The sequence below is a fragment of the Stenotrophomonas sp. AS1 genome, assembly GCF_048957655.1.
GTDB lineage: Bacteria > Pseudomonadota > Gammaproteobacteria > Xanthomonadales > Xanthomonadaceae > Stenotrophomonas > Stenotrophomonas bentonitica_A.
Genome location: NZ_JARVXM010000007.1, coordinates 119,632 through 145,716, shown reverse-complemented (window position 1 = coordinate 145,716; position 26,085 = coordinate 119,632). Strand labels below are relative to the sequence as shown.

The window sequence follows — 26,085 nt, the reverse complement described above, 5'->3', positions numbered from 1 at the left end:
ACATCGAGGGAGCGAGAACAGAAATGACGCCGCACGATTTCATCAAGAAGTGGGCTAATGGAGGCGACGAACGCAGAGATGCACAGCCTTTCTTTGAAGATCTCTGTCGTCTAGTGGGTCATCAGACTCCCAGGGAGGCCGATCCGGACCACACTTGGTTCACCTATGAGTATGGCGCCACTAAGACTAGCGGGGGCGAAGGCTGGGCCGATGTCTGGAAAAAAGGGTATTTCGGATGGGAGGCAAAAGGCACGCACAAGAGCCTCGACAAAGCCTATCAGCAACTGAAAATGTATGCTGACGCACTACAAAACCCGCCCTTGCTCGTCGTTTCTGATCTTCAGACAATCATCATCCATACCAACTTCACAAATACGGTAAAAAAGGAATATAAATTTACCGTAGATCAGCTGGCAGAATACGAAACGAGGCAGTTGCTAGATGCGGTGTTCAAGAATCCAGAAGCACTAAAGCCTGGCGTGACGCGAACCGCGATCACTAGAGAAGCCGCACAGAAATTCACTATGTTAGCGAAGGCTCTGCGGGAACGTGGCCATTCACCACAGCCCGTTGCACACTTCCTAAACCGCCTACTTTTCTGCATGTTCGCGGAAGACATTGGGCTGCTGCCAAACCATCTTTTTACCAAGATGGTGACTGGCTCCCAGGGCAACTCCGATCTTTTTGAGAAGCGTAGCCGCGAGCTGTTTTTAGCGATGCACAAGGGCGGAGACGTCGCTTACGAGAACATTGACTGGTTCAACGGCGGCTTGTTCGAAGACGATTCAACAATTGTGCTCGACTCTGCTGAACTGAAACTTCTTCTAGATGCATGCCGTCTTGATTGGTCGGAAATTGAGCCAAGCATCTTTGGCACCTTGTTTGAGCGCGGGCTAGATCCCAACACGCGCACTCAGCTTGGAGCTCATTACACCGACACCGCGACGATCATGAAGATTGTTCATCCGGTGGTTGTAAAGCCGTGGCTCGATGCATGGGAGAGCGAGAAGGTTGAGCTAAGCAGGTTGCTCGACAAGGCTAAAAAATCCATCTCAAAGCCTGCGCGAGATAGATTTAACCACTTCTTGGAACGTCTCAGAGCCTTCACTGTCTTGGATCCGGCTTGTGGAAGTGGCAACTTTCTCTACTTGGCGCTTCATGCGCTTAAAGACATAGAGAAGCGAGTTTTGATCGAGGGAGAAGCTCTCGGCCTGGGCCGCCAGCTGCCTGCACTTGGACCCCGGAGCGTGAAGGGTATAGAGATCAATGCTTATGCGGCTGAACTCGCTCGCATCACGATTTGGATCGGCGAGATCCAATGGATGATACAGAACGGGTTTGGTGCGAATCGCAATCCGATTCTCCAGCCCCTCAATCAGATCGAGTGCAGAGATGCGCTTCTCACGGACGACGATAAGGAAGCGAGGTGGCCAGATGCTAACGCGATCATTGGTAACCCACCATTCCTGGGCGGCTCAAAGCTGCTAGGCGAGCTCGGCAATGAATACGTTGAAAAGGTCCGATCTACTTATCACAAGAGAGTCCCTGCTGGGGCCGATCTGGTTTGCTATTGGTTCGAAAAATCCAATGACCTATTACGGAAAGATCCGGATTTACGTGTCGGGCTCGTCGCCACGAACAGTTTGAGAGGCGGGGCAAACCGGGAAGTTCTAAATCATATCGTCCGCGACGCCGAGATATTCGATGCGTGGAGCGATGAGGAATGGTTCAATGAAGGCGCAGCGGTTCGCGTGTCGCTCGTGTGCTTCAAGAAGAAGAGTGGTGAAGCGGCCACCCTTGACGGAAAAAGCGTGCTGTCTATCTACCCTGACTTGGCAGGTGAAACCGTCTCGAACAACGTTGATCTTACAAAGGCATTGAAGCTTAAGGCAAACAGGGACATCGCTTACTCAGGGACAAAAAAGGGTGGGAACTTTGAAATCCCGGGGGTGATCGCACGTAACTGGCTGAGCCAACCCAATCCCAACGGGAAGCCTAATTCTGACGTCCTGAGGCCCTGGGTGAACGGAACTTGGATCGCACGTGGCACGCATGATCTTTGGATAATTGACTTCGGCACAGAAATGTCGGAGAGCGAGGCAAGTCTTTATGAGGCTCCGTTCGAGTGGGTAAAGGAAAAGGTTCTCCCCGTTCGTGCTGTCAATAGACGTGCGGCTCGCCGAGACAGCTGGTGGCTGCACTCTGAGGTCTGCGTTGGCATGCGCAAAAAGCTCACTGGCCTTAGTCGTTACATTGCGACCCCGCGTGTATCCAAGTATCGCCTGTTTGTGTGGCTTCACCCGAGCCAGCTGATCGATGATGGCGTCTACTGCTTTGGCAAAGAGGACGATTTGACCTTTGGCATTCTCAATTCAAGGTTCCATGAAGTGTGGTCGTTGAGGATGTGCACGTATCTTGGGGTAGGCAATGATCCACGATATACACCAACTACATGCTACGAGACCTTCCCCTATCCGGATGGCCTTACGCCTGATCTAGATCTTGAAGAATGTGCCAGCGATGAGCGTTCTGTTGCCATAGCTAACGCTGCCAAAGCTCTGGACGATGCGCGGAACATGTGGCTCTACCCTCCCGAATGGACTGAGCGAATTGGCGAGAATTCAGCCGGGTATCCGGAACGGATTGTTACCCGAAGCGGTCACGAACTCGACATGAAGAAAAGGACCCTCACCAACCTCTACAACGCTAGTCCTGCCTGGCTCCAAGCGATGCATGCGACGCTTGACCAGGCGGTTGCCAAGGCTTATGGACTTGATTGGCCGATGACTGACGACGAAATTGTTCATCATCTTTTTAAGCTCAATCAGAGCCGGCAACAATAAAAAGAAGGCAATCGTCGCTACCCACAAGCATTGGAAGGAGCATCTATGGCGAGTCAGCCGATTGAAGCCACCGTCGCGGTCATGATTGACTGTGACAATGTCGCACCCGACATCATTGATTTCGCCCTATTGATGGCAGCGCAGGCCGGTAGAGTTGCGCTGCGACGCGGGTATGGAAACAAGACGACACTCAACAGTTCATGGGAACAAGCATTGGTCCGACAGGCATTTACCCCATGCCTTCAATACCAATACGCTTCAAAGAAGAATACAGCTGATATTGCGCTTGCTCTTGATGCTCAAGAGGCACTGTTCGACAGGCGTGCGGAGGTCTTTTGCTTGGTAACGAGCGACTCGGACTTTGCATATCTCAGCCGCAGACTGCGAGAACGCGGCGCTACGGTCTTCATTGTGGGCGAAGCAAAGACCCCAGATGCACTGCGCAATGCGTGCGACCGGTTCTTCGAATGGAGCCCTGAGCAAGCCGCTGCGCAAGCACCTGATGCGGAGACTCCGGAGGCCAAGCCTCGGGCCCCTACCCAACCCAAACCCGTCGCTGCGCCCACCCCGTCTGCCAAGATCAAACGTCGCCCACGGTTCGTCGTGGAAGCGGTGGCGCTCCTGGCGGCGGCGACGCCTGATGGGCGAGTCAGCGTGAGCGCTCTGAGCCAGTATTTGAAACGTGCCGACTCTGCCTTTTCGCCCAGTGCGTATGGGCATTCCGGGCTTGTAGACATGTTAAAGACCTACGATCTGCTCACTCCGCACCTTGAGGAGGGTGGACATTGGACGGTGAGTCTCGCTGCTGAGCCTGACGCGGAATAGTCACGAGGTAGGAGCACGGGATCGACTTGCAGCAGCATGCCAGCTGCTCCGTAGACCAACGATGCCTGTGGGGTCGTCGGTCTACACGATGCGGCCACTAGCCGTGAAAGTCGATCACAGGCAGGTCTTGCAGACGCTTGATGCTTTCAACTATTTCTTCTGAAAACTGAAAGAACTTGTCAGGGTCACGGACTCGATAGCAGAGCTCATAGAACATGCCATATGAGATCACGTAGCAAGGGATGCTGCGCTCCACCATCAGCACATTGAGGATCTTCGCGTATTCTTCGCTCTCTCGTTCGAAGACTTCTTTGATGATCGTGATCGCAAAGAGCTGCTTCTGACTGATATCGATTGACTTCTCTTCGCCGTTGAGGATGTAGCGAAGCGTTCCGTTCCCTGCTTTGATGTAGCTTTGTGCACCCCGAACCTGTGCCACAGCTTTCTTGAAAGCGGTCATCGCATTGGTTTGCTTCCGACTGAGCTTCTGCTTTGCGATGCGCTCAACGTTCGGACTGTCTTTGGCTTGGATGATGAGCACTCGATCATCTGTCACCACCAAGACGTCACAAATCTCTTCCTTATCAGTTGTTCGTAGTGGTCCGTGGTAGATCTGGCTTTGGGGAAAGCACATCGCCAAGCACTTGATGATGTCTTCTTCCTGAAAGTTCCCAGGTTCTTCCCGCTCCAACATCGAGATGCTGTATCCCTTAGCCCCATGGTGTTGATGGAGCGGATACCGAGCATCTTGTATCGCGAGGCTCTCCCCAAACGAGTTGTGGACCAGCTTGACTGTCAGCGCCTCTTCATCGTCCTGGGGGGTTCGAAGGCCGAACCAGTCGCCGACTCCATGCAGCATGTTCTGAGCCTCGACGAAGTCCGACCCAAGCAGCTTCAACCCATCCAGATGCTTCTTGGCGACGTCTGGGACATCAATCTCGGCTTCGTAGACCAAGAACTCTCGTCCATGCTCATCGAAGAAATGGACGTTGACGGAAGGACTCGTCAACGCCGCCAACAGCTGGCGACTCTCGACGTCATCGACCAGAGGTGTGCGAATGATAAATGGTTCGTCTTCGTCGTCGAAGAACGCGAAGACCAAAGCTAGCGTCTCTCGTCCGCCAAGGTCCGCAGGGCACACATACACCTTGAAAAAGCCACTAAGCTTCGCGGCTAGAAGGACTTCCTTCGTCGCTTTGACGATCAAGAAGGGACTACCGCCATCAGGATCAGGAGCTGCCATCATGCCAATGGGGAAGCTCAAGACCTGGTGGTAAATCTCGGGGTGGAGGACGGTTAGCATAGAGCGAGGATAACGCCCTACCCTCTGCTTGTGTAACAGCGGGATCTAGCGACCGAGCAGCTGTGCGAGAGTGTCTATCACGTCTGCCCAGAAGCCCTTTGTTGCACCAGGCCATGGCAGGGTCTTCGCGAGCTTTAAGCTATTAGGCGTCTGCTGACGCCTGCAGTCCACGACAATTCCTGGGGGCTTAGCGAAGATGCGATGCCCGCGTGAGGCAGCGACATAGCGCCAGGCCCTCTCGTGATCTTCAGCGTCAAGCTGGGTGCCCTGAATCGTCGATAGGTGTTGGAACTCGAAAGCGCTTGGCCAACCACCAGCAATTGACTCGTGCTCCTTGCGCCTGCGTTCCATATTAACCGTCTGGCCGATGTAGACTGCCCCACTTTTAAACTTTAGAGCGTATAGATGCCGCTCTCTTGTATGGTATTTCTGATCTCGCTTATACCGCACTGGATCTCCTGATTTGCTGAGTTAGACTCAACAAAACAGAAAATCCAGAATTGGCAATGGCTAATAGACGATCAATCACTGAAAAAGATTAGGGTGTGTGTGTTACCGCACACACACCCCGGGTGAGAGGACAAGGAGAGAAGCCCCTCACACCCATCAGAAGGCATTTTCCACAGGTGTCAAGCGTTATCCGTGTGGTTACACATTCACTGCCGAGAAGCGACGTGTCCACGATGCAAAAATTCCTCAAAACGCGGAGGCGGGAGCGTCCGAAGTTCCTCTACTGTCGCTTTAAGCGAATTATAGTCATCATAAGAGTCGTCGGGACGCGCAACCAAGCATGCCCCGTTATCAAGCAAGAATTCTATTAGGAATTCCAGGCATGGTCGGTCTTCATCTGCGGGGCCACTGTGGAGGTAACGATCCAACAAATCATGAAGCTCATTGTCGCTCTTGAGGTGGAAGAAGTCGGCATCCTCAAAATTTGCCCCACTTTTCAACAACAGAGCGACTGCACCAAACTGTTTGTGGGAATACGCCGTATCGACGGGACTGCCAAAGCCAAAATCAGTTCCACTCATTTCATTGATGTCAGCGCCATAGTCCAAAAGTAGCCTGATCTGATCAAGCTCTCCAGAGCAAGCAGCGTTCGTCAAAGGCGTGGGGTATTTATGATAGCCGGTATAGCAATCAACGAAAGCACCTTCCTCTAGTGCAACCTTCAACTCTTCGAGCGATCCGGCCGCGATCAACCGTTCACATGCGGCAACGCGCTGCTTTTCTTCGCCCGGAAATTGAGCGATCCACGCCTTGAACTTTGGTATGAGCAGTGTCACCAAGTGACCATTGGCGTTGATCGTGCCACTTTGGTCATAGTATGAACTCGGGAATTCCCGTGTCTTTGCGCTCTTCTTAGCAAACCATCCGAACATTGGAGCTCCTTGAATAAGTGTATCTTCTTATCAAAAGGCTCAGCCCAATAAAGTCAATGTTTGACGATCAAAAAAAGCCCCTTTTCAGGGGCTTCGAATGCAGGGCATGGGTAGGTGCAACTACCTTCTTACCGTTGAAGCGTCAAGCTCTGCCCGATCAGCGAGCGCTTTGCTTTGCGCCTGCTCTCGATCCAGCCACAAGAGAGCCCGGCGATACTTGGCTTCAAGATGCTTGCGGTAGGCTTCAATGTAAGCGGCCTTTTCTTCATGCACCGCCCAGGGCTTCTCAATTGCCTTTTCAGGCGTGAGTGCCACGACACGACATCCAGCCCGTAAGGTATCTGACAAGAGCTCGTCTGAGACAGAGGTGATCAGGCTATTGCAAAGAACAACCGGCCTGCCGGTAATCTTGTCTTTGAAGACGATAAAGAGGTTTGGGCTGGGACGAAGATCGAGTCCAGCGCTGCCTTCGATTTCCTCTTCTACCCCGCTCTTTTTCTTTAAGACCGTTGCCCACCATCGCAAGATCTGATCTTTGCGAGCTGTGTGGCTTTTGGACAGGAAGAAAGGATCATCATATTTCTTTCGGGCTTCTCGCAATGCACTGCTTGTGATACCCAAGAAGAAAGCAGTCATGGATAGGGTCAACAAAGCATCACCGCCCATCTCATGAAGCTTCTTGCGCACCGATGCATAGTCCTGAGTCGCCTTTATCCTTTTGCGCTCCTCTTTATCTGCGAAGAGCGACTCCAACGCGTTCTTGAAGCCTTCTGCCTCAGCTTTCTCGTTTGTCATTCGTGGCATATAAAAAAGCCGACATTGCTGCCGGCTTTCCTAGGTTCAATGAGACATCAAGACTTGTGCGGGTATGCCGGATATTCGTGATCCGGGTTGGCTTTCTTCCACTCCTGGAAGGCAATCGGGGTGCGGCCACGACCGCTCCACTTCTCGCCGGTCGGCAGCTCATATTTGGGCTGCACACTGCCCTTCTCCTGGGACTGCTTACCGCCCTTCTTGGCTCCGCGCACCTTGTCAGACGGGAAGAACGACTTCAATTCAGCCTTTTGTTCGGCAGTGAAGTGCTGGAAGAACTCAGACATCTTGCCGTGGATATCTTCAAAGTGCTTCGTTGCCTCGGCAGCGAGCAACTTCTCCTTATCCTGCTCAAGCTTTTGCAGAGCATCACGAAGTTCTTTCTCTTTCTTCTGGATTTCTGCGTAAGTCATTGCCATTCGTGTGCACTCTTTGGTTGATCAAAGGAATTCGGGATGCATCCTGATCATATCGAACTGGCATAAAACTGGCAACGTTCTGAACTGATCTTTTAGCTCAATTCATTGAGTCCGGACCAAGTCTCAACTTGTAATTTAGCGCCGCAAGGCCGGGCGAGTGCTTGCCCATACCATTGAGCTTTTCTGCGGCAGTGAAGTCCCTGCTGTATGTCGCATGGTGCTCATCATCGAGCTCGTGACCCACAATTTGAGCGCGAAGTTCAGAAGACACACCAAGTCCTTGCAACTCTTGAATGAAGGTTTTTCTCAACGAATGGAAGCCACGCTTAGCCTTCGGCCAGTCTTTGCCAATGACAGACAAGTGCCGGCTGAATGCCTTGGTGATCCAATTTCCTTGCCCGTTGAGAGCAGTGCCTTTGGCTTGGGGGAACAGGCGCTTATGTCCTGCCGCTCGTCGGTGCTCAACCCAAACAAGAAGGCCTAGTTCAATCAAAGCTGGATGCAGAGGCACAGTGCGAAGACTAACCTCGGTCTTCACCTTCTGATTTTCACCTTCATCCGAAATTCGGATACAAGCCAATTTCCCCTCATTGAACACGTCTGTCACCAGCAACTGGCCCACCTCAGAAGCACGAGCACCGGTGTAGAGCCCGATCAGCGAGGCCCATTTGGCGTTTTGGGAGAGCTTTTCGAAGTTGCTGGGTGAGAAGATCGTCTGGATCTGCTCATGGTCATATGCTTTAAAACCAAGCTTCCTGCGCGCACGCTTCTCGCGGAGCGAATAGCTCACATGCCCGGTGGCCGGGTTATCGCCCTTCGGGTAGAAGCCTGACGCAATTGACCAATCGAAGAAGCCGCCCTTTCCGCCTACATAGCTTTGTTTATTCGTGAGCGTTGGCGTGGATGCACCGTTGTCGCGAAGGTGCTGATACCAGCGCGCCAGGTCAGGTCGGGACACAGTGTGGAGCTTGGACTTCGGCCCGAGGAATGAAACCAACGATTCCACCGCTGCAAGCTTGATCGTGTAGGTCTTGGGTAGCGTGCGCGGTTTGATGCTTGCAAGCCACGCATCGCGAGCCTTCTCGAGGCTAATGGTTTCGGTGACTTGGGGTCGAGAAGCGTGTGTCCGCCGAACGGGAGTGGGGTCAAGGACGCCGATTGCTGCGACTTCCGCAGCATTCGCTTGGGCTTGCGCTTGACGGAAGAGCTTTACGTCTTCCTCGCTATCCATCTGCCACCGCTCTGTGATCGTGCCATCGGCGGCTTGAGTCCGATGCAAAGTGAGATCATTTCGACCTGCACCTTTGCTCAGCCGCTCAACAAGATCTTCCAGATCCTTTTTACCGAACTTCTCCACACTTCTTTCTCGCAGCAAGTCATAGGCCTGAGCATAGCTTGACGCGAGAACGGTTGCGCGCATACGAGCGCAGCTAGTGTCGGCAGTGTTTAGAGCGCGTTTGATGAGCCTGAGACCCACAACTGCGTGTAGATCACCAGGAACACGCTGGCGGAAAGAGAAGTTGCCGGAAGCAGCTCGAACGAGATTGTGAGGGATGCGCATGGCGGGAGATGTGTCCCGACTTGTGTCCCATTTAACAATCAATCAAATCATGCAAATAATCATATAAATCAATTACTTGCGATGATGTGGCGGAGAGAGTGGGATTCGAACCCACGGAAGGAATGACCCTTCGCCGGTTTTCAAGACCGGTGCCTTAAACCGCTCGGCCATCTCTCCGTATCGGCAGCGCTTCCGCGCCCCGCGTGCCCAGGTCATTGCAACCCAAGCAACCGGCCAGGGCAGCGCCCCGTCCGGCATGGCTCCCCGGCATGGGCCGGGGGTCGCATTCTCGCATTTCAGGTGGGATTTGCCCACCCGCCGGCTGTCGGGCTCAGCCCGCATCCACCGCCAGGGCACCCAGCGCACTCGCCTTGATCTTCTCCTTGGCCCGCTCGCACGCGCCACCGCAATCCAGGCGCGAAGCCTCCAGCTGCGGCGGCAGGTGCTCGGCCAGGAAGTCGATGAACACGCGCACCGCCGGCAGCAGGCCGCGGCGGGAGGCGAAGACGGCATGGCAGATACCCTGCGGCAGCGACCAGTCCGGCAGCACCACTTCCAGTTCGCCGTTGCGCACGGCGTCGGCGCAGACGGTTTCCGGCAGCATGGTGATGCCAAAACCGTCCTTGACCATGCTCTGCAGCAGCGGGAAATCGAAACCAGCCACGCGCGGCTGCAGGTCCACGCGGCGGACCGCGCCTTCCGGGCCGTGCAGTTCCCAGCGTTGGCGGGCTTCGTCTTCGCTGATGCTCAGGGTGACGTGGTTGGTCAGCTCGTCCGGGTCTTTCGGGCGGCCGGCGCGATCCAGGTACTTGGGGCTGGCGACCAGCAGTTCCTGGACCTGGCCGAAGCTGCGCATCACCAGGCTGCCATCGTCATCCAGGCGCGAGCGCACGCGCAGGGCGACGTCGTAGCCTTCGTTGATGATGTCCACGCGGCGGTTGCTGATGTTCAGCTGCAGCCGCACTTTGGGGTACTGCGCCAGGAAGATCGGCAGCAGCTTGGGCAGCTGCATCTGCGCGAGCGAGACCGGCACGCTGGCGCGCACCAGGCCGCGCGGCTCGGCGCTGAGGCGGTCCACCACCTCTCGCGCAGCCTGGGCCTCGGCGAGCATGGTCTGCGCGTGGCGATGCACGCTGGTGCCGACGTCGGTCACCGCGAAGCGGCGCGTGGAGCGCTGCAGCAGGCGGACGCCCAGATCAGTTTCCAGCTGGCTGATACGGCGACTCAGGCGGGATTTGGGGATGCCGAGCGCGCGTTCTGCTGCGGCGAAGCCACCATGATCCACCACCATGGCGAAGTAGTAGAGGTCGTTGAGGTCTTGCATACCGAAGTTCCAGATATAGAACAATACGTGGTATTCAACCACCTTTATTCCAAACAGGCAACAACCTAACCTGATCTCCGTCGGCGGCGCCTTGCCCCGCCCCTCCCCAGATAACAGGTGATTGCCATGAAGCTTCTTCACATCGACGCCAGCGTACTTGGCGACAACTCGGTTTCCCGCCAGCTCTCCGCCGCCGTGGTCCAGCAGTGGCGCGACCAGGTGCCGGGTCTGGACGTGAGCTACCGCGACCTCGATGCTCAGCCGGTCCCGCACCTGCGCAGCTCGTCCCTGGCCCAGTCCGATCCGGCCGAAGTGGCTGACGCCGAGCAGGTGCTGGCGCAGTTCCTGGCCGCCGACGTGGTGGTCATCGGCTCCCCAATGTACAACTTCAGCGTCGCCTCCACCCTCAAGGCGTGGATCGACCGCCTGGCCGTGGCTGGGCGCACCTTCAAGTACACCGAGAATGGCCCGGTGGGCCTGGCCGGCGGCAAGCGCGTGATCGTGGCCAGCAGCCGCGGCGGCCTGCACACCGGTGCCCCGACCGACTTCCAGGACCCCTACCTGCGCCAGGTCTTCGCCTTCTTCGGCATCGACAACGTTGAGTTCGTGCGGGCCGAGGGCATCGCCTACTCGCCGCAGCACCGCACCGATGCGATTGCCCAGGCCCTGGCCGCGCTGCCGCAGCCGGAAGAACTCGCCGCAGCCTGAGCCGCGCAGGACCCACGCCGTTCCCTCCCCCTCGTCGTGACGGTGTGGGTGTGGCAGAGATGGCCCCTCCCGGGGCCATCTTTTTTGGACGCGGCTCGGCCTTACTGCAGTTCGCAGTCGCGCGTCATCGGTGATCCCAGGATCATGCCGTTGCCCGTGCAGGCCGCGAGCACAGTGTCGCCTTTGCCGAGCGCGCCGGCCTCTTCCCTGGAGAGACCGGAGATCATCACCTGGTCGACGCTTCCGGCCTTCAGCTGCACCTGCGGCTTATCCATCAGATCCGTCTGGATGCTGGCAACTTCGCCGGTGATCAGCAGCCGCTTGCCTTTGTAGAGGACGTCGGCGGCGACCTCATTGGCCTCGTAGTCCCGATGGAGCTGGCGTGCCGTGATTTCGACAGGCGCGATGGTGATGTCCTGCTGGCGGCCCTTGCCCGCGTTGGCCTGGGCATCGAGGGCCGGCTGACCGATCGCGCTGACGGTGCCGGCGAACACCACGACGCCCACGAGGTAGACCAGCGGGGAGGCGACGAGGGACAGCAGGAGCTGGGCGATGCCTTTGCCGGCGCCGCCCTTGGCCATCGCCACGACGGCCAGGATGAAGGCGACCATATTGAGCGGCCAGCCGAGGAACATCCCGAGCCCCGGGAACGGGATCAGGAAGCACAGCCAGGCAATGCCCAGCATCAGCCATGCAGCGATGCCGGCGGGATTGGAGGATGGGAGGGGTGCGGCCGCTGTGTTCACGGGGCGTCCTGTGGAAGTAGATGTCGGTGCCCAGCCTGTTCGCTGTGTGCCGGAGAAAATGGGCATCGATCACACCACCACGTGCGGGCCGTATGGGTCGCCTACCGGATGCTCATCCGCGAAGCCCCGTGCCTGCCGTCTCTGCGGCCCTCCACGCCGAGTGCCACCCACTCGGCTACCAACCTCCCCTACATTTCATCGCGGCGTTTTCTGACCTGCTTCTCTTCCTCACTTGAAGCCGCATTGCTGACGCAATCAACGCTGCAGCGTCGCGGCAATGGCCGCTAAGCTGGGGGCTCTTTACACATGGCTGATTCCGCATGGATTACCGCGTCATCCAGACCCACCGCAGCGAGTTCCCCCACCCGATCACCCTGCAGCCCGGCGATCCGCTGCAGGTCGGTGAGCGCTACCAGGGGCCCGAAGGCTGGGACAACTGGTATCTGTGCCAGACGCCGGGACAGGCCGCCGGCTGGGTCCCGGCGCAGGTGATCGGCCGCAACACGCAGGGCGATGCGATGGCGGCCGAGGCTTACTGCGCGCGCGAACTGGACGTGGATGTGGGTCAGCACGTGCGCGGTGAGCGCGAGCTCAACAGCTGGGTGTGGTGCGAGCTGGTTGGCGGCACCACGTCTGGCTGGGTGCCGTTGGGCGTGTTGGCGCCGATGACGGACGGGTAGAGCCAGCCCATGGGTGGCTGCAGGTGATGCATGACCGGTACGGAAGCCACCCATGGGGTGGCTCTACCGAAGCACCAACAAAAAACCCGCCTTGCGGCGGGTTTTTTACACGCGTCACGGCGCTGGATCAGCCGATGACATCCAGCCCGCCCATGTAGGGCTTGAGCACGTCCGGCACGGTGATGCTGCCGTCGGCGTTCTGGTAGTTCTCCATCACCGCGATCATGGCGCGGCCGACCGCCACGCCCGAACCGTTGAGCGTGTGCAGCAGTTCGGGCTTGCTGGTTTCCGGGTTGCGCCAGCGGGCCTGCATGCGGCGCGCCTGGAAATCACCACAGTTGGAGCACGAAGAGATTTCGCGGTAGGTGTCCTGCGAGGGCAGCCACACTTCCAGGTCATAGGTCTTGATGGCGGCAAAGCCCATGTCGCCGGTGCACAGCAGCACCTTGCGGTAAGGCAGGCCCAGCTTTTCCAGCACGACTTCGGCACAGCGGGTCATGCGCTGGTGCTCTTCATCGCTCTGCGCCGGGGTACAGGCGGCGACCAGTTCCACCTTCTCGAACTGGTGCTGGCGGATCATGCCGCGCACGTCGCGGCCGCCGCTGCCGGCTTCGGCGCGGAAGCACAGCGAATGGGCGGTCATGCGCAGCGGCAGCTGCTCGGCGTCGATGATTTCATCGCGCACGATGTTGGTCAGCGGCACTTCCGAGGTCGGGATCAGGTAGCGGGTGGACTCGCCCACGGCGGTCTTGAACAGGTCGTCCTCGAACTTCGGCAGCTGGCTGGTCCCACGCAGCGACTCGGCATTGACCAGGGTCGGGACGTTGGTCTCTTCATAGCCGTGCTCACCGGTATGCAGGTCGAGCATGAACTGCGCAAGCGCGCGGTGCAGGCGCGCGATCGGGCCACGCAGCACGGTGAAGCGCGAGCCGGACAGCTTGGCCGCGGTCTCGCCATCCAGCCAGCGGTTGCGGGCGCCAAGCTCGACATGATCAAGCACCGGGAAATCGAACGCGCGCGGGGTGCCCCAACGCTTCTGCTCGACATTCTCCGATTCATCCTTGCCCGCCGGCACATCCTCGGCCGGCAGGTTCGGGATGCCCAGCGCGATGGCTTCGATCTTCTCGCGCAGCACATCCAGGGCCAGTTCCGAGGCTTTCAGTTCATCGGCGAACGCGGCCACCTCGGCCATGATCGCCGAGACGTCTTCGCCCTTGGCCTTGGCCTGGCCGATGGCCTTGGAACGGCTGTTGCGCAGGCTCTGCAGCTCCTGGGTACGCACCTGGATCCGCTTGCGATCGGCTTCCAGCGACTCCAGCCCGGAGACATCCAGCTCGAAACCGCGCGAGGAGCGCAGGCGTTCGGCAAGGTCGGCGGGCTGTTGGCGGAGCAGGGCTGGATCGAGCATGGCGGCAGAGGGGTCTACGGATTCGGAGGGGGATTATCGCCTGTTATGCGTTTTTCTGCCGCCGGTTCATCCCCGGCGTGGCAGAATCGCGGTGATCCATACGGTATGCCCCATGTCTGCTTCCCGCTCGACTTCTGGCAAGAACATCACTTTCCAGCTGCCCCGCCGCAGCCTCAAGATCGCCGCGATCGCCTTCGGTGCGGGCGTGCTGCTGTTCCTGGTGGTGTGGCTGAGCAGCCGCAAGGACGGCTTCTACAAGGCCGACCCCGCCGCGCAGACCCCTGCCCAGGTGGCCGAGGTCGAGCCCCTGCCCGAGCCGCTGGCCGCTGCGGCCGGCTCCAGCGACATGCCCGACGCCAAGGCGCCGCCGGCCAATGAAGAAAAGCCGCAGCTGGTGGAGACCGCCCCACCGCCGCCGCCGGCTGCGCCCGCCGCACCTGCCGCGCCCGCTGCGCCTGTGGCGATGGCACCGAGCGACCGCCCGCAGCCGATTGCCGACCAGTCGCCGCCGCCCAGCTACCCGCCAGCCGCACTGCGCCGGGGGGATCGCGGCACGGTCGTGGTCCGTGTGGATGTGGATGCCACGGGCTATCCCTCGGCCGTGACCTTGATTCAGCGCAGCGGTTCACGCGACCTTGATCGTGCCGCGTCCGATGCAGTGCGCCGCTGGCGCTTCCAGCCGGCGCAGAGCAATGGCGTGCCGGTGCCAGGCAGCTTGGAAGTACCGTTCGACTTCACTCCGCAGTGATTCATCACCGCATCACGCGGTGATTTTGCAACGGCTCAGCAAACTGAACCTTGATGGCAATGCAGTCGTCGCGTTGACGGTGCGCTGACACATCCGCAACCGGGTACGCGCAAGACTGCGGGTGTCACATCGACACCAGGAGTCAGCCATGAGTGTTACCCATGCCCCGGACATGCCCCGCTCGCCGCAGCATCAGCGCGACGTGATCGATGAGCCCCACAATCGCCGTACGTCACCCGGGTTGTGGGTGGCGTTGATCGTGGCGATGTTCGCCGCTGCGCTGGTGTGGCTGCGGTATGCCACCCCGGGCGATACCAACGACGCGCCGGTCGGCCAGCGCATGTTGCCCGCCACCGAGACCGCACCGGTAGCGACGACGCCGGCCCCGGCGGCGCGCCAGGCGGCTCCGGCTGCCGAGCAGCGCAAGGCGACCCCGGCCGTGCGCAATCGTGAGGCCCGCCCGCTGGCGAGCAATGCCAAGCCGGCCTACCCGCGCACGGCGCTGCGCAGCGGCGTGCAGGGCAGCGTGGTGGCCAGCCTCAACGTGGATACCCGCGGCCAGGTGACCGATGCCAACATCGTGCAGCGCAGCGGTACGCGTGATCGCGATCTGGACCGTGCGGTGCTGACCACCGTGCGCGACTGGAAGTTCGAGCCGGCCATGCATAACGGCCGCGCCGTCGCCAGCGTGGTGCGCGTTCCGGTGGATTTCCGTACTGAGCGTTAAGCAGCTGCGCTGAGGCGGGAACGAAAAGGGAGGCCAATGGCCTCCCTTTTTTGTTCCGTGAAGTACCGCGACCATGCCAGGTCAAGGTAGTGCTGGGCGCTGCCCGGCAACAACGCATACCCGACGTCTGGACGCAGTAGCGGCAGAACCCGGCATTATCTCAGCCGGCGCGAAGCCCGAAACCTGCGCCGGTCGCCAGACCATCGAAATCCGGGAACGAGGTCGCTACGTTGGCGATGTCATTGACCCGCACCTCGCCCGTGCTGAGCTGGCCGGCAATGGCGAAGGCCATCGCGATGCGGTGATCGCCATGGCTTTCGATGGTGCCGCTGCCCAGCGCCGCGCCGCCATGGATCGTCGCGCCGTCCTCGGTTTCGTCCACCTGCACGCCCAACGTGCGCAGGCCGGTCGCCATCGCGGCCAGGCGGTCCGATTCCTTGACCCGCAGCTCGGCCGCGCCACGCACCACCGTGTCGCCCTGCGCGGCGGCGGCGGCGACGAACAACGCCGGGAACTCATCGATCATGTCCGGCACCAGCGCCTCGGGAATCTCGGCGCCGTGCAGGGGCGCGTAACGCACCACCAGATCGGCCACCGCTTCCCCACCCTGCTCGGCGTGGTTCTCTTCGGTGATGTCCGCGCCCATCAGGCGCAGCGCGGCCAGCAGACCGGTGCGGCGCGGGTTGAGGCCGACCGCGCGCAGGCGCAGTTCGGAGCCCGGGATGACGCTGGCGGCCACGAGGAAGAACGCCGCCGAGGAGAAATCGGCCGGCACCACGATATCGGTCGGGCGCAGGCGCTGGCCACCGCGCAGCCGGGCCTTGCCCGGCGAGAACTCGATATCCACGCCGAACGCGCGCAGCATGCGTTCGCTGTAGTCGCGGGTCGGGTGCGGCTCGATGACCGAGGTTTCGCCCTCGGCATACAGCCCGGCCAGCAGCACGGCGGATTTGACCTGCGCACTGGCGACCGGCGAGGCGAACGCGATGCCGCGCAGCGTCTGCCCGCCCTGTACGCGCAGTGGCGGCGTGCCATCGGCCTCGGTCTCGATCTTCGCGCCCATCTCGCCCAGCGGGCCGGTCACGCGGCGCATCGGGCGGCGCGACAGCGATTCATCGCCGACCATCACCGAATCGAACGGCTGCGCGGCCAGCAGCCCGGCCAGCAGACGCATGCCGGTGCCGGCGTTGCCGCAATCCAGTGGTGCGCTCGGCGCCTGCAGGCCATCCACCCCCACGCCATGCACGATGCGCTGCGACGGCGACGGGGTGTCGATGCGCACGCCCATCTGCGAAAAGATCGCGGCGGTGGCGCGGGTGTCTTCGCCTTCCAGGAAGCCATCGATGCGCGACACGCCATCGGCCAGCGCGGCGAACATCACCGAACGGTGCGAGACGGACTTGTCGCCGGGAATGGTCAGGCTGCCCTGCAGGGGCTGGCCCTTGTGGGCGATCCAGTACGGAGATGCGGTCATCGGAAATCCTATGGGGCGGGGCCGCCGCAGCGGCGATGCAACGGTGTGCGGAAAGGCCGCAGCGCCCATGCGGGCGCCGGGCCGGCGTAGCGCGCAGGGCGGCTACGCCGTTCGGATCAGGGCACGGCGACCGGATAGGAGCCGAGGATCTTGATCTGCGCCGAGTGGGCTTTGAGCTCGGCCAGGGCTGCCTGCATCGCCTCGTCGTCAACGTGGCCAGCCAGGTCGATGAAGAAGCCGTACTCCCACTTGGCGTTGTGCGAGGGACGCGACTCGATCCGGTTCATGCTGATGCCATGCCGCGCGAACGGGCTGAGCACATCGAACAGCGCGCCGGGCTTGTCGTGGATGAACACCAGCACCGAGGTGCGGTCGTGGCCGGAGGTCGGGAAGATGTTGCGGCCGATCACCAGGAAGCGCGTGGTGTTGTCCGCATCGTTCTGGATCGGCTTGGTCACCACTTTCTTCAGGCCGTACACATGCCCGGCACTCTCGCCGCCGATCGCCGCGGCGTCATCGGCATTGCGGGCGCGGCGCGCACCTTCGGCATTGCTGGATACCGGGATCTTCTCGGCCTTGGGCAGGTTGGCGCGCAGCCACGAGGAGGTCTGCATGAACGACTGCGGGTGGCCGTAGACGCGCTCGACATCTTCCAGCCGGCCGCTGCGCGACATCAGGTACTGCTGCACGCGCAGTTCCACTTCGCCACAGATCTTCAGGTTGGAGGTCAGGAACATGTCCAGCGTGATCTGGATGGTGCCCTGCCCGGAGTTTTCCACCGGCACCACGCCGAAATCGGCGTTGCCTGCTTCCACTTCCTGGAAGACCTCTTCGATGCTGGCCAGCGGCAGGCCAAGCGCCGAGCGGCCGAAGTGCTTGAGCACGGCCTGCTGGCTGAAGGTGCCTTCCGGACCGAGGTAGCCGATCTTCAGCGGCTCCTGCTGGGCCAGGCAGGCCGACATGATTTCGCGGTAGACGTGGACCAGCACTTCATCGCTGAGCGGGCCCTCGTTGCGGTCCACCACCATGCGCAGCACCTGGGCTTCGCGCTCGGGGCGGTAGTAATCCACGGCGGCGGCGAGCTTGCCCTTGGCCTTGCCGACCTGGTGGGCGAAGTTGGCGCGCTCGGCGATCAGTGCCTGGATGCTGCGGTCGATATGGTCGATCTTGGCGCGCACGTCCGACAGCACGGGCGCGGCAACGGCCGGCGCGGTATCACGCTTGGCGGCCTTGGCCTTCTTCGCGGGGGCAGCAGCCTTGGGCGTGGTCGGCGCCGGCTTGGCGGCCTTGGGCTTGGCGGGTTTGGTGGCCATCTGGGTTCCAATTGCAGTGGGGCGGCAGGCGCCCCGGGAAAAACGAATGCGTCAGCCGTTGCGCTGCTGGAAATCGCGCATGAAGGCGGCCAGCGCCTGCGCGCCCTCCACCGGCATGGCGTTGTACAGCGAGGCACGGATGCCGCCGACCGCCTTGTGCCCCTTCAGCGCCAGCAGGCCGGCGGCTTTGGATTCACTGACGAAACGGGCATTGAGCGTGTCGTCGGGCAGGAAAAACGGGATGTTCATGCGCGAGCGCGCGGCCGGCACCACGTTGTTGTGGTAGAAGCCGCCGGACTGGTCGATCGCCTCGTACACCAGACCCGACTTGACCGCGTTGCGACGCGCGAATTCTTCCACGCCACCTTCGGCCAGCATCCACTGGAACACCAGGCCGGCCAGGTACCAGTTCCAGGTCGGCGGGGTGTTGAGCATGGAATCGCGGGCGACATGCGAGCGGTAATCGAAGATGTCCGCGCGCGGCTGGCCGCTGCGCTCGAGCAGGTCGCGGCGCACGATCACGACCGATACGCCGACCGGGCCGAGATTCTTCTGCGCCCCGGCGTAGATCAGGCCGTACCGGCTGACATCCAGCGGTTCGCTGGCGATCGACGAGCTGAAATCGGCGAACAGCGGCACCGTGCCCACGTCGGGGGTGTCACGGAACTCGACGCCGTGGATGGTTTCGTTGGCGGTGATGTGCACGTACGCGGCATCGTCGGAGAGCTGCCAGCTGGCGCGTGCCGGGATGTCGTGGAAGCCGTTGGCCTCGCTGCTGGCAGCCACGTTGACCGAAACATACGGGCTGACCTGCTTGATCGCGGTCTTGCCCCAGTGCCCGGTGAGCACGTAATCCACGGTCTGGCCGGGCTGGGCGAAGTTGAGCGCGAGCAGGGCCTGCTGGGTGGTCGCGCCGCCGGCCAGGAACATCACCGCGTAGTCGTCCGGAATGCCGATCAGGCGGCGCAGATCGGCCTCGGCCTGGGCGGCGACGGCCATGAACTCCGGGCCGCGGTGACTCATTTCGACAATGGAGGCGCCCGCGCCGTTCCACTCCAACATTTCTTCCTGCGCCTGGCGCAGGACCGATTCCGGCAGGGTTGCAGGGCCGGCACTGAAATTGAACGCGCGCGTCATGTCACACCTATGGGGCAAGACCCCTAGTATGCCGCAGCGCACCAGCCTTTAGGCCTTGCAGGACAAGGCGAATTTGGTTGCAAACGAATCTAATGGCCCACGCCAGGTGTGCCTGGTTGCCGGCCAGGGGCCGGCACTACCTCGCCCCGAACCAGAGCAGGCCGCTGATCGCTGCCGCGAGCAGCAGCGCACTGACCAGCAGCCACGGCCAGCGGCTCACCCGCTTGGGCACGGCCACCGGTTCCGGGCGCTGGCGCGCTTCGAAGCCGTCGTCTTCTTCCTCGACCACGATGCGCTTGCGGCCGTCATGCGGCACCTCGAGCACGAAGCGGTGCTGGGCATCGAAGACCAGCTGGTCACCGGGCTGCAGCCAGCAGTGGCGAACGGTGACGCCATTGACCCGGGTTGACTCGCCGGCGCCCAGGTCGCGCAGCAGCAGGCGCTCGCCGTGCTGCTCAAGGCGGGCGTGCTGCTCGGCGAAGGCCGGGTCGTCGATGACGATGTCCGCCTCCGGCCCGCGCCCGATCACGCGCGGGCGATCCAGGGTGAAGCTGCGCCCGTGGTGCTGGCCGCCGACGCCACGCAACAGACGCTGGTCATCGCCACCGTCATCGCTGCGCGGCGGTGCGTGCGCAACGGCCTCGCAGTCGCCCTGCACCACCATCTCCACGCCATCGGCGTAAACGGCGTCGCCCGCGCGCAGCAGCGCCATCCGCCGCACCGGGCGGCCATTGACGTGGATGCCGCGGATGCCGCTGGCGACCTGCAGCCACAAGCCGCGGTCGTCCAGGCAGAACTGGGCCAGCAACAAGGTGCCGGGAGTGTCATCGCCAAGCCGGACAGTGCCCGAAGCATGACGCACGATGCGCTGCACCCCGGGCCGCAGCGGCTGGTCGGGGTGTTGGCGTTGAGTAAAGTGGACTAGCAGGTTCTGCACGCGGCGCAGCCTAGCAGGTTGAATGTCAGGGAAGAAGAAGTGTGACGCAGACCTTGGAGTTGTGCCTGAGGATGCGCACAATGCACGCCCGAATCCGCGCCGTTGTCCGCCAGGAGACTGTATGTCCACCATCGATATCCGTCACGCCCACTCCCTGCCCGCCGAAAACGCGCGCAAGGCCATCGAAGAAGTCGCCGCCAAACTGTCCGAGCGTTTCGGCCTGCAGTCCAGCTGGGTGGGCGACGTGCTGAACTTCAGCGGCTCCGGCGTGGATGGCGCGATCGCGCTGCAGCCCGGCCAGGTGCAGGTCACCGCCAAGCTCGGCTTCCTGCTCTCGGCCATGAAAAGCATGGTGGAAAGCGAGATCCAGCGCGTGCTGCAGGAAAAGCTCGGCTGAACCGACACCCGGCCCGGCGCTGCACAGGCGCCGGCCATCACATCGCTTGAAGCCGGCGATGCATACGATCCAAGGGTGTCCACCCACAGGGATCGCCCCATGAATTCACCCAACGACTTCGACGATCGCATCCCCGGCGAGAAGCCCTCGCTGCAGGATCAGGCCGAGCGCTTCTCGCGCAAGCTGACCGATTCGGCCCAGCAGATCTGGCTGGCGGGCCTGGGCGCCTTCGGGCGTGCGCAGGCCGAAGGCAGCCGCGTCTTCGACAACCTGGTCAAGGAAGGCGAGAACATCGAGGCCCGCAACCGCGAGCAGGCCGGCGATACGCCGCGCTGGCGCGACAATGTCGAGGAACACCTCGGCGAGGCCCGTGAAAAGGCCAGCGGCACCTGGGACAAGGTCGAGAAGGCCTTCGATGACCGGGTCCAGGGCGTGCTCAAGCGCCTGCACATCCCGACCGCCGAGGATGTCGCCGCGCTCAACGCCCGGATCGACGCCCTCACTACCCGGGTCAACCGCGCCGAGGCCCGCAATGCCTCCCCGTCGGCCGATCCGTCGCCGGGGACGCACCAGTCGCCGACCTCCGACGCCTGACTGAACTGATCCGACCTCGTTTGTTGCAAAGCAGCACGACTTTGTTGACAATCGAAATCGACCCGCCAATCGCTTCCACCGCCGTTTGTTCCCTCCCCTCACGGCTCTGGATTGGCGGGTTTTTTGTGGGCGCTCGATCGGCCGCACCGCCACAAAGTGAGACGGCCGTCACCGACGTGATCGCCGGATGCCCATGCGTGCGACAACGACGCGCCGCTGACGTGCAAAGGCGCATATAAACTGTCTATCGCACTTCCCTGTTCATATCCCCCTGCATGCTCTCCTGGATTCTGGCCCTGCTGTTGGCCCTCATCGCCTGGTTCCTGGCCACGGCCTACTTCTGGCTGATCAAACGGAAGCGCAAGGAGACCCAGCTTGGCCTGAATGCCCTGGCCGGCATGCACTGGCGGGAATTTTCGCTGATCGTCCGGCGTGCGATGCACGAGCAGCGTGGCCTGCAGGACGTGCCCGATGAGGCCGTGGACAGCCGCCAACCCCGCAGCGATTTCCTCATGCACGACGGTCCGCAGCGCTGGCTGCTCTCCTGCAAGCACGGGCGCGCTTACCGGATCGGCACGGCGGCGGTGAATGAGCTGGGCGCCGCCGCGCGCCTGGCCGGTGCCCGCGGCGGGATCCTGATCACCGAAGGCAAGGTCGAGCGCGATGGCCGCATCGCCGCTGAAAAGCAGAATGTCGAGGTTCTGGACGGCCCGCTGCTGTGGCCGCTGCTGCAGCCGTATCTGCCCGGCGACATGGAGTCCCGCGTACAGGCCGGTGCGCGTCGCGAGGCGATCCGCCGGATTTCGATCGCGGCGCTGGGCGCGGCGACACTGGGCTTGATGGTCGGGCTGGGCTCGCTGACCGCGGGACTGGAAAGACAATGGGCCGACGACGAATCCGCAACGACCGCGCCTGCCGCCATGACGCCCGCCACAGCGGTCCCGGCGCCGGCCGATACCGCCCCCACCGCCCCCACCGCCCCCACCGCCGCACCGGCACCACCCGCGGCAGCGCACGAGGGTCGTCCAGGCCCGGCGACCGATGCTCCCGCGGCTGCGATGGACGCCAACCCCGACAACGCCACGCTGGACCGCTATCAGCACGAACTGTCACGCAACGTGGCCACCCGCCCCGGCGTGGCCAGCGGCATCTGGCTGACGCGGCAGACGCTGGCGATCAACCGCACCGGCGAGATCGATGCCATCTGGCCGCTGATCTGCGAGGAAGTGACCCGCTACCCGGCGCTGCGCACCGTGCGCATCCAGCTCAACCCGCGCCCCGGCGTGGATGAGCCGGTCCGCTGGCGGCAATGCACCACGCTGTAACGGTCAGCGCGCGCCCGGCGAGAACCGGGCGACCAGGTCGTAGGCATCGCCCAGGAACATCTGCCGCACGCAGGTGATCGGCTGCTCGCCGCGCCAGGTGAGGCGGTCGATGACCAGGCATGCCGTGCCGGGTTTGACCTGCAGCAGCGTAGCGGCCGCGTCATCGGCGCCCCACGCGCTGATCCGGTGCTGGGCGCGCGTCCACGACACGTTCTGCAGCAGCCAGCTGCCGGGCGCCGTCGTCTCGAAATCCACCTCCAGCACCTCCGGCACGCCGACCGGACTGATCAGGCGATGCTCCAGTGCCAGCGGCCGGCCATCGGCCAGGTGCAGGCAGCGGATCGCCAGCAGCTTTTCGCCGCCGGCCAGGGCGGTTTCCTCCGCGACCTGCTCGCGCGGGCGGCGGTAGGCGCGCTCCAGCAGCTGGTAGCCATATACATGCCCGCGCGCTTCCACCGCCATCGCGATATCGGGGATCTCCAGCGCCACCTGTTCCAGGTGCGGCGGCTGCCGGGCGACGAACGAGCCCGCACGGCGGCGGCGCTCGATCATGCCGCTCTCGGCCAGCGCGGTCAGCACCTTGTTCACGGTCATCCGCGAGCAGCCGTACTGCTCCATCAGCTCGTGTTCGTAGGGGATGCGGAAGCCAGGCTCCCACTGTCCACTGAGGATGCGGCTTTCCAGATCGGCGCGGATGCGCTGATTGAGGGTTGCTGCTTTCTTGCCCGTCACTCTGGATTCCTGCATGGGAGGGTCGGATCAGACCCTCAACAACGGTCGAAGTGCCGCGGCGAACCGTGCGGCCACCGCCTCGCGTTGCGGGTGGCGACCGTCACGGACCAACTGGCGCCCCTGGCGCCATACCGATCGCACGGCGCCATTACGTGCGGCGAACACCCAGCTGTCAAGCAAGGCATCGCCGTCGCGGGCGATCAGCGCCGGGTGATCGGGATCGAGCTCGACCAGGTCGGCCGGTGCGCCGACCTGCAGCCCGCTGGCCACGCCCAGCGCCTGCGCAGCACCGTTCAACGACTGCTCGTACAGCCAGCGGCCGGTGGACTGGCCATCGCCCGGGGCCAGCACGTTGCGCCCACGCAGATGCAGGCGCTGGCCGTACTCGAGCAGGCGCAGCTCTTCGGCCGCGTCGATCAGGACGTTGGAGTCGGAACCGACACCGAACCGGCCACCGGCGCGCGCGAACGCCTGCATCGGGAACAGGCCGTCGCCCAGGTTCGCCTCGGTGATCGGGCACAGCCCGGCCACCGCGCGACTGGCCACGATCTGCTGCAGCTCCGCCCCGGTGATGTGGGTGGCGTGCACCAGGCACCAGCGTGCGTCCACCGGCGCGTGTTCGTACAGCCACTGCACGGGGCGCATCCCGCTCCAGGCCACGCAGGCATCGACCTCGCGGGTCTGTTCGGCGATGTGGATGTGGACCGGGCCGGTGTTGAGTGGCAGCAACGCCGACAGTTCCTCGCCGGTCACCGCGCGCAGGCTGTGCGGGGCGAAACCGAGCACCGCATCGTCCTGGCCCTGCAGCGCGCGCGTACAGCCCTGCAGCAGCTCGGCAAAACCATCCACATCGTGGATCAGCCGACGCTGGGCCGGGTTCGGCGCGGCGCCACCGAAATCGGCATGCGCATAGAACACCGGCAGCAGGGTCAGGCCGATCCCGCTGGAACGGGCGGCAGCGGCGATGCGCTCGGCCATTTCGGCACGGTTGGCGTAAGGCGCACCGTCCGGCCCGTGATGCAGATAGTGGAACTCGCCAACCCGGGTGAACCCGGATTCCAGCATCTCCACATAGGCCTGCTCGGCGATCGCCTGCATGGCCTCGGGCTGCAGATGCGCCAGGAAGCGGTACATCAGTTCGCGCCAGCTCCAGAAGCTGTCCCCGCTGTTGCCACCGATCTCGGTCAGCCCGGCCATGCCGCGCTGGAAGGCGTGGCTGTGCAGGTTGCCCAGGCCCGGCAGCACGATCGCCAACGCGGCATCACCCGCCTCGGCCGGCACCCCCGGGGTCACCTCGACCAGCATGCCGCCCTGGCTGGCGATGCGCACATCGCGCGCCCAGCCCTGCGGCAGCAGCGCGTGGGCGGCGTGGAAACGGAGGATCGGTGCGGGGTTGGCTGGCATCACTGGACATCCCGGAAGAGGCGCCTATATTGTATAGACATATACACCGATGTGGTTGCTGCCATGCACTGTGACACCCTCTGGTACCACGCCAACCTGATCACCGTCGATGGCCCGGGGCTGGGCGTGATCGAGGATGGCGTCATCGCCGCGACCGATGGGCGCATCGTGCATGTCGGCGCGGCCGGCACGGCCGATCATCTGCAGCCGGCCCAGCGCATCGACGGTGGCGGGCGCTGGATCAGCCCCGGCCTGATCGACTGCCACACCCACCTGGTCTATGCCGGCAACCGCGCCGGTGAGTTCGAGCAGCGCCTGCAGGGCGTGAGCTATGCCGACATCGCCCGTGCGGGCGGCGGCATCGTCTCCACCGTGCGCGCTACCCGCGCCGCCAGCGAAGCCGACCTGCTCGCCGCCAGCCTGCCCCGCCTGGACGCCATGCTGGCCGAAGGCATCACCACGCTGGAGATCAAATCCGGGTACGGGCTGACCCTGGCCGACGAGACCAAACAGCTGCAGGTCGCGCGCGAACTGGGCCGCCAGCGCGCGGTCGAGATCGTGCCGACCTTCCTCGGCGCGCATGCGATCCCGCCGGGCCGCGAGGCACAGGAGTACATCGACGAGGTCTGCAACGTCATGATTCCGGCCGTTGCCGCCGCCGGGCTGGCCGAAGCGGTGGACGTGTTCTGCGAGAACATCGCCTTCAGTGCTGCGCAGGCCGAGCAGGTGTTCGTCGCCGCGCAGCAGCACGGCCTGGCGATCAAGATCCACGCCGAGCAGCTGAGCAACCAGCACGGTGCGGCCCTGGCGGCGCGTCACGGTGCGCTGTCGGCCGACCATATCGAACACCTCGACGGCGACGGCATCGCCGCGATGCGCCGCGCCGGCACCGTGGCGGTGCTGCTGCCGGGTGCGTTCTATTTCACCCGTGATACCACCCTGCCCCCGATCGCCGAACTGCGCGCGGCGGGTGTGCCACTGGCGCTGGCCACCGATTCCAACCCCGGCACCTCGCCCCTGACCAGCCCGCTGCTGGCGATGAACATGGCCGCCACCCTGTTCCGCATGACCGTGGAGGAATGCATCGCCGGCTTCACCCGTGAAGCCGCACGCGCACTCGGTCGCCAGGACCGGATCGGCCGGCTCGCCGTCGGCCTGGACTGCAATTTGGCCGTGTGGGATATCGACGCGCCTGCTGACCTGGTCTACCGCATGGGCTTCAACCCCCTGCACGCCCGCGTGATGCGCGGCCAACCCGTCTGAACCTAGTGATGTCTGGAGATTT

General features: G+C 62.5%; 24 protein-coding genes and 1 tRNA gene. 10 read left to right on the top strand and 15 right to left on the bottom strand.

Annotated features, from left to right (window positions below):
- Positions 1 to 23: 23 nt before the first annotated feature.
- A complete protein-coding gene (locus tag PV764_RS12325) occupies positions 24 to 2,843 on the top strand; it encodes a class I SAM-dependent DNA methyltransferase (RefSeq protein ID WP_421116710.1) in 2,820 nt (939 codons plus the stop codon).
- 45 nt (positions 2,844 to 2,888) lie between these two features.
- On the top strand, positions 2,889 to 3,668 hold the full coding sequence (locus PV764_RS12320; protein WP_421116709.1) for an NYN domain-containing protein: 780 nt from the start codon (positions 2,889 to 2,891) through the stop codon (positions 3,666 to 3,668).
- 97 nt (positions 3,669 to 3,765) lie between these two features.
- Here PV764_RS12320 and PV764_RS12315 read toward each other — a convergent pair whose 3' ends face one another.
- The 7 genes from PV764_RS12315 to PV764_RS12285 all read right to left on the bottom strand — a co-directional run bounded on the left by PV764_RS12315 (position 3,766) and on the right by PV764_RS12285 (position 10,470).
- The gene (locus tag PV764_RS12315; RefSeq protein ID WP_421116708.1) at positions 3,766 to 4,932 is read right to left on the bottom strand and encodes a hypothetical protein; all 1,167 of its coding nucleotides are present in this window, start codon (positions 4,930 to 4,932) and stop codon (positions 3,766 to 3,768) included.
- A 695-nt stretch (positions 4,933 to 5,627) separates the two neighbouring features.
- Entirely contained in the window at positions 5,628 to 6,353 is a 726-nt protein-coding gene (locus PV764_RS12310) for a hypothetical protein (protein ID WP_421116707.1), read from the bottom strand.
- Positions 6,354 to 6,473: 120 nt separating this feature from the next.
- Positions 6,474 to 7,148, bottom strand: a complete 675-nt coding sequence (locus tag PV764_RS12305) for a hypothetical protein (RefSeq protein ID WP_421116706.1) — start codon at positions 7,146 to 7,148, stop codon at positions 6,474 to 6,476.
- 56 nt (positions 7,149 to 7,204) lie between these two features.
- A complete protein-coding gene (locus PV764_RS12300; RefSeq protein WP_311182132.1) occupies positions 7,205 to 7,579 on the bottom strand; it encodes an H-NS family nucleoid-associated regulatory protein in 375 nt (124 codons plus the stop codon).
- Between the two features lie 103 nt (positions 7,580 to 7,682).
- Positions 7,683 to 9,146, bottom strand: a complete 1,464-nt coding sequence (locus tag PV764_RS12295) for a DUF6538 domain-containing protein (RefSeq protein WP_421116705.1) — start codon at positions 9,144 to 9,146, stop codon at positions 7,683 to 7,685.
- An 87-nt stretch (positions 9,147 to 9,233) separates the two neighbouring features.
- A tRNA-Ser gene (locus PV764_RS12290) sits at positions 9,234 to 9,323 on the bottom strand.
- Positions 9,324 to 9,477: 154 nt separating this feature from the next.
- Complete coding sequence (locus PV764_RS12285; RefSeq protein WP_019184298.1) at positions 9,478 to 10,470, bottom strand: LysR substrate-binding domain-containing protein; 993 nt, start codon at positions 10,468 to 10,470, stop codon at positions 9,478 to 9,480.
- 126 nt (positions 10,471 to 10,596) lie between these two features.
- Between PV764_RS12285 and PV764_RS12280 the strand changes: the two genes are divergently transcribed.
- Positions 10,597 to 11,178 carry an FMN-dependent NADH-azoreductase gene (locus tag PV764_RS12280; protein ID WP_019184299.1) on the top strand — a complete coding sequence of 194 codons (582 nt, stop codon included), beginning with the start codon at positions 10,597 to 10,599 and terminating at the stop codon, positions 11,176 to 11,178.
- Between the two features lie 101 nt (positions 11,179 to 11,279).
- Here PV764_RS12280 and PV764_RS12275 read toward each other — a convergent pair whose 3' ends face one another.
- Positions 11,280 to 11,924 carry an OB-fold protein gene (locus PV764_RS12275; protein ID WP_421116704.1) on the bottom strand — a complete coding sequence of 215 codons (645 nt, stop codon included), beginning with the start codon at positions 11,922 to 11,924 and terminating at the stop codon, positions 11,280 to 11,282.
- 320 nt (positions 11,925 to 12,244) lie between these two features.
- On the opposite strand from PV764_RS12275, the gene PV764_RS12270 reads away from it, so the two are divergent.
- A complete protein-coding gene (locus PV764_RS12270) occupies positions 12,245 to 12,604 on the top strand; it encodes an SH3 domain-containing protein (RefSeq protein WP_019184301.1) in 360 nt (119 codons plus the stop codon).
- Between the two features lie 127 nt (positions 12,605 to 12,731).
- Here PV764_RS12270 and serS read toward each other — a convergent pair whose 3' ends face one another.
- Positions 12,732 to 14,012, bottom strand: a complete 1,281-nt coding sequence (serS, locus tag PV764_RS12265) for a serine--tRNA ligase (protein WP_046273366.1) — start codon at positions 14,010 to 14,012, stop codon at positions 12,732 to 12,734.
- Between the two features lie 112 nt (positions 14,013 to 14,124).
- Here serS and PV764_RS12260 point away from each other — a divergent pair, with 112 nt between their 5' ends.
- Together PV764_RS12260 and PV764_RS12255 are read left to right on the top strand one after the other, a co-directional pair.
- The gene (locus PV764_RS12260) at positions 14,125 to 14,760 is read left to right on the top strand and encodes an energy transducer TonB (protein ID WP_019184303.1); all 636 of its coding nucleotides are present in this window, start codon (positions 14,125 to 14,127) and stop codon (positions 14,758 to 14,760) included.
- Between the two features lie 148 nt (positions 14,761 to 14,908).
- Positions 14,909 to 15,487, top strand: a complete 579-nt coding sequence (locus PV764_RS12255; RefSeq protein ID WP_421116703.1) for an energy transducer TonB — start codon at positions 14,909 to 14,911, stop codon at positions 15,485 to 15,487.
- A 160-nt stretch (positions 15,488 to 15,647) separates the two neighbouring features.
- Here PV764_RS12255 and aroA read toward each other — a convergent pair whose 3' ends face one another.
- The 4 genes from aroA to PV764_RS12235 form a co-directional block, all read right to left on the bottom strand.
- Positions 15,648 to 16,961, bottom strand: a complete 1,314-nt coding sequence (gene aroA / locus PV764_RS12250) for a 3-phosphoshikimate 1-carboxyvinyltransferase (protein WP_019184305.1) — start codon at positions 16,959 to 16,961, stop codon at positions 15,648 to 15,650.
- Between the two features lie 116 nt (positions 16,962 to 17,077).
- Entirely contained in the window at positions 17,078 to 18,274 is a 1,197-nt protein-coding gene (gene pheA, locus PV764_RS12245) for a prephenate dehydratase (protein WP_266085721.1), read from the bottom strand.
- A gap of 51 nt (positions 18,275 to 18,325) precedes the next feature.
- Positions 18,326 to 19,411 carry a 3-phosphoserine/phosphohydroxythreonine transaminase gene (gene serC, locus PV764_RS12240; RefSeq protein WP_421116702.1) on the bottom strand — a complete coding sequence of 362 codons (1,086 nt, stop codon included), beginning with the start codon at positions 19,409 to 19,411 and terminating at the stop codon, positions 18,326 to 18,328.
- Positions 19,412 to 19,547: 136 nt separating this feature from the next.
- On the bottom strand, positions 19,548 to 20,348 hold the full coding sequence (locus tag PV764_RS12235; protein ID WP_070425432.1) for an FHA domain-containing protein: 801 nt from the start codon (positions 20,346 to 20,348) through the stop codon (positions 19,548 to 19,550).
- Between the two features lie 121 nt (positions 20,349 to 20,469).
- Between PV764_RS12235 and PV764_RS12230 the strand changes: the two genes are divergently transcribed.
- The 3 genes from PV764_RS12230 (at position 20,470) to PV764_RS12220 (ending at position 22,664) form a co-directional block, all read left to right on the top strand.
- Positions 20,470 to 20,745: a polyhydroxyalkanoic acid system family protein gene (locus PV764_RS12230; RefSeq protein WP_019184309.1), complete on the top strand. Its 276-nt coding sequence runs from the start codon at positions 20,470 to 20,472 to the stop codon at positions 20,743 to 20,745.
- A gap of 99 nt (positions 20,746 to 20,844) precedes the next feature.
- The gene (locus PV764_RS12225; protein ID WP_070425433.1) at positions 20,845 to 21,339 is read left to right on the top strand and encodes a phasin family protein; all 495 of its coding nucleotides are present in this window, start codon (positions 20,845 to 20,847) and stop codon (positions 21,337 to 21,339) included.
- 275 nt (positions 21,340 to 21,614) lie between these two features.
- Complete coding sequence (locus PV764_RS12220; protein ID WP_421116701.1) at positions 21,615 to 22,664, top strand: restriction endonuclease; 1,050 nt, start codon at positions 21,615 to 21,617, stop codon at positions 22,662 to 22,664.
- Between the two features lie 3 nt (positions 22,665 to 22,667).
- On the opposite strand, the gene hutC is transcribed toward PV764_RS12220, so the two are convergent.
- Both hutC and PV764_RS12210 read right to left on the bottom strand, forming a co-directional pair.
- Entirely contained in the window at positions 22,668 to 23,411 is a 744-nt protein-coding gene (gene hutC, locus PV764_RS12215; protein WP_421116700.1) for a histidine utilization repressor, read from the bottom strand.
- A 12-nt stretch (positions 23,412 to 23,423) separates the two neighbouring features.
- On the bottom strand, positions 23,424 to 24,800 hold the full coding sequence (locus PV764_RS12210) for a formimidoylglutamate deiminase (protein ID WP_421116699.1): 1,377 nt from the start codon (positions 24,798 to 24,800) through the stop codon (positions 23,424 to 23,426).
- A 63-nt stretch (positions 24,801 to 24,863) separates the two neighbouring features.
- Here PV764_RS12210 and hutI point away from each other — a divergent pair, with 63 nt between their 5' ends.
- Entirely contained in the window at positions 24,864 to 26,063 is a 1,200-nt protein-coding gene (hutI, locus tag PV764_RS12205; RefSeq protein ID WP_421116698.1) for an imidazolonepropionase, read from the top strand.
- Positions 26,064 to 26,085: the final 22 nt, after the last annotated feature.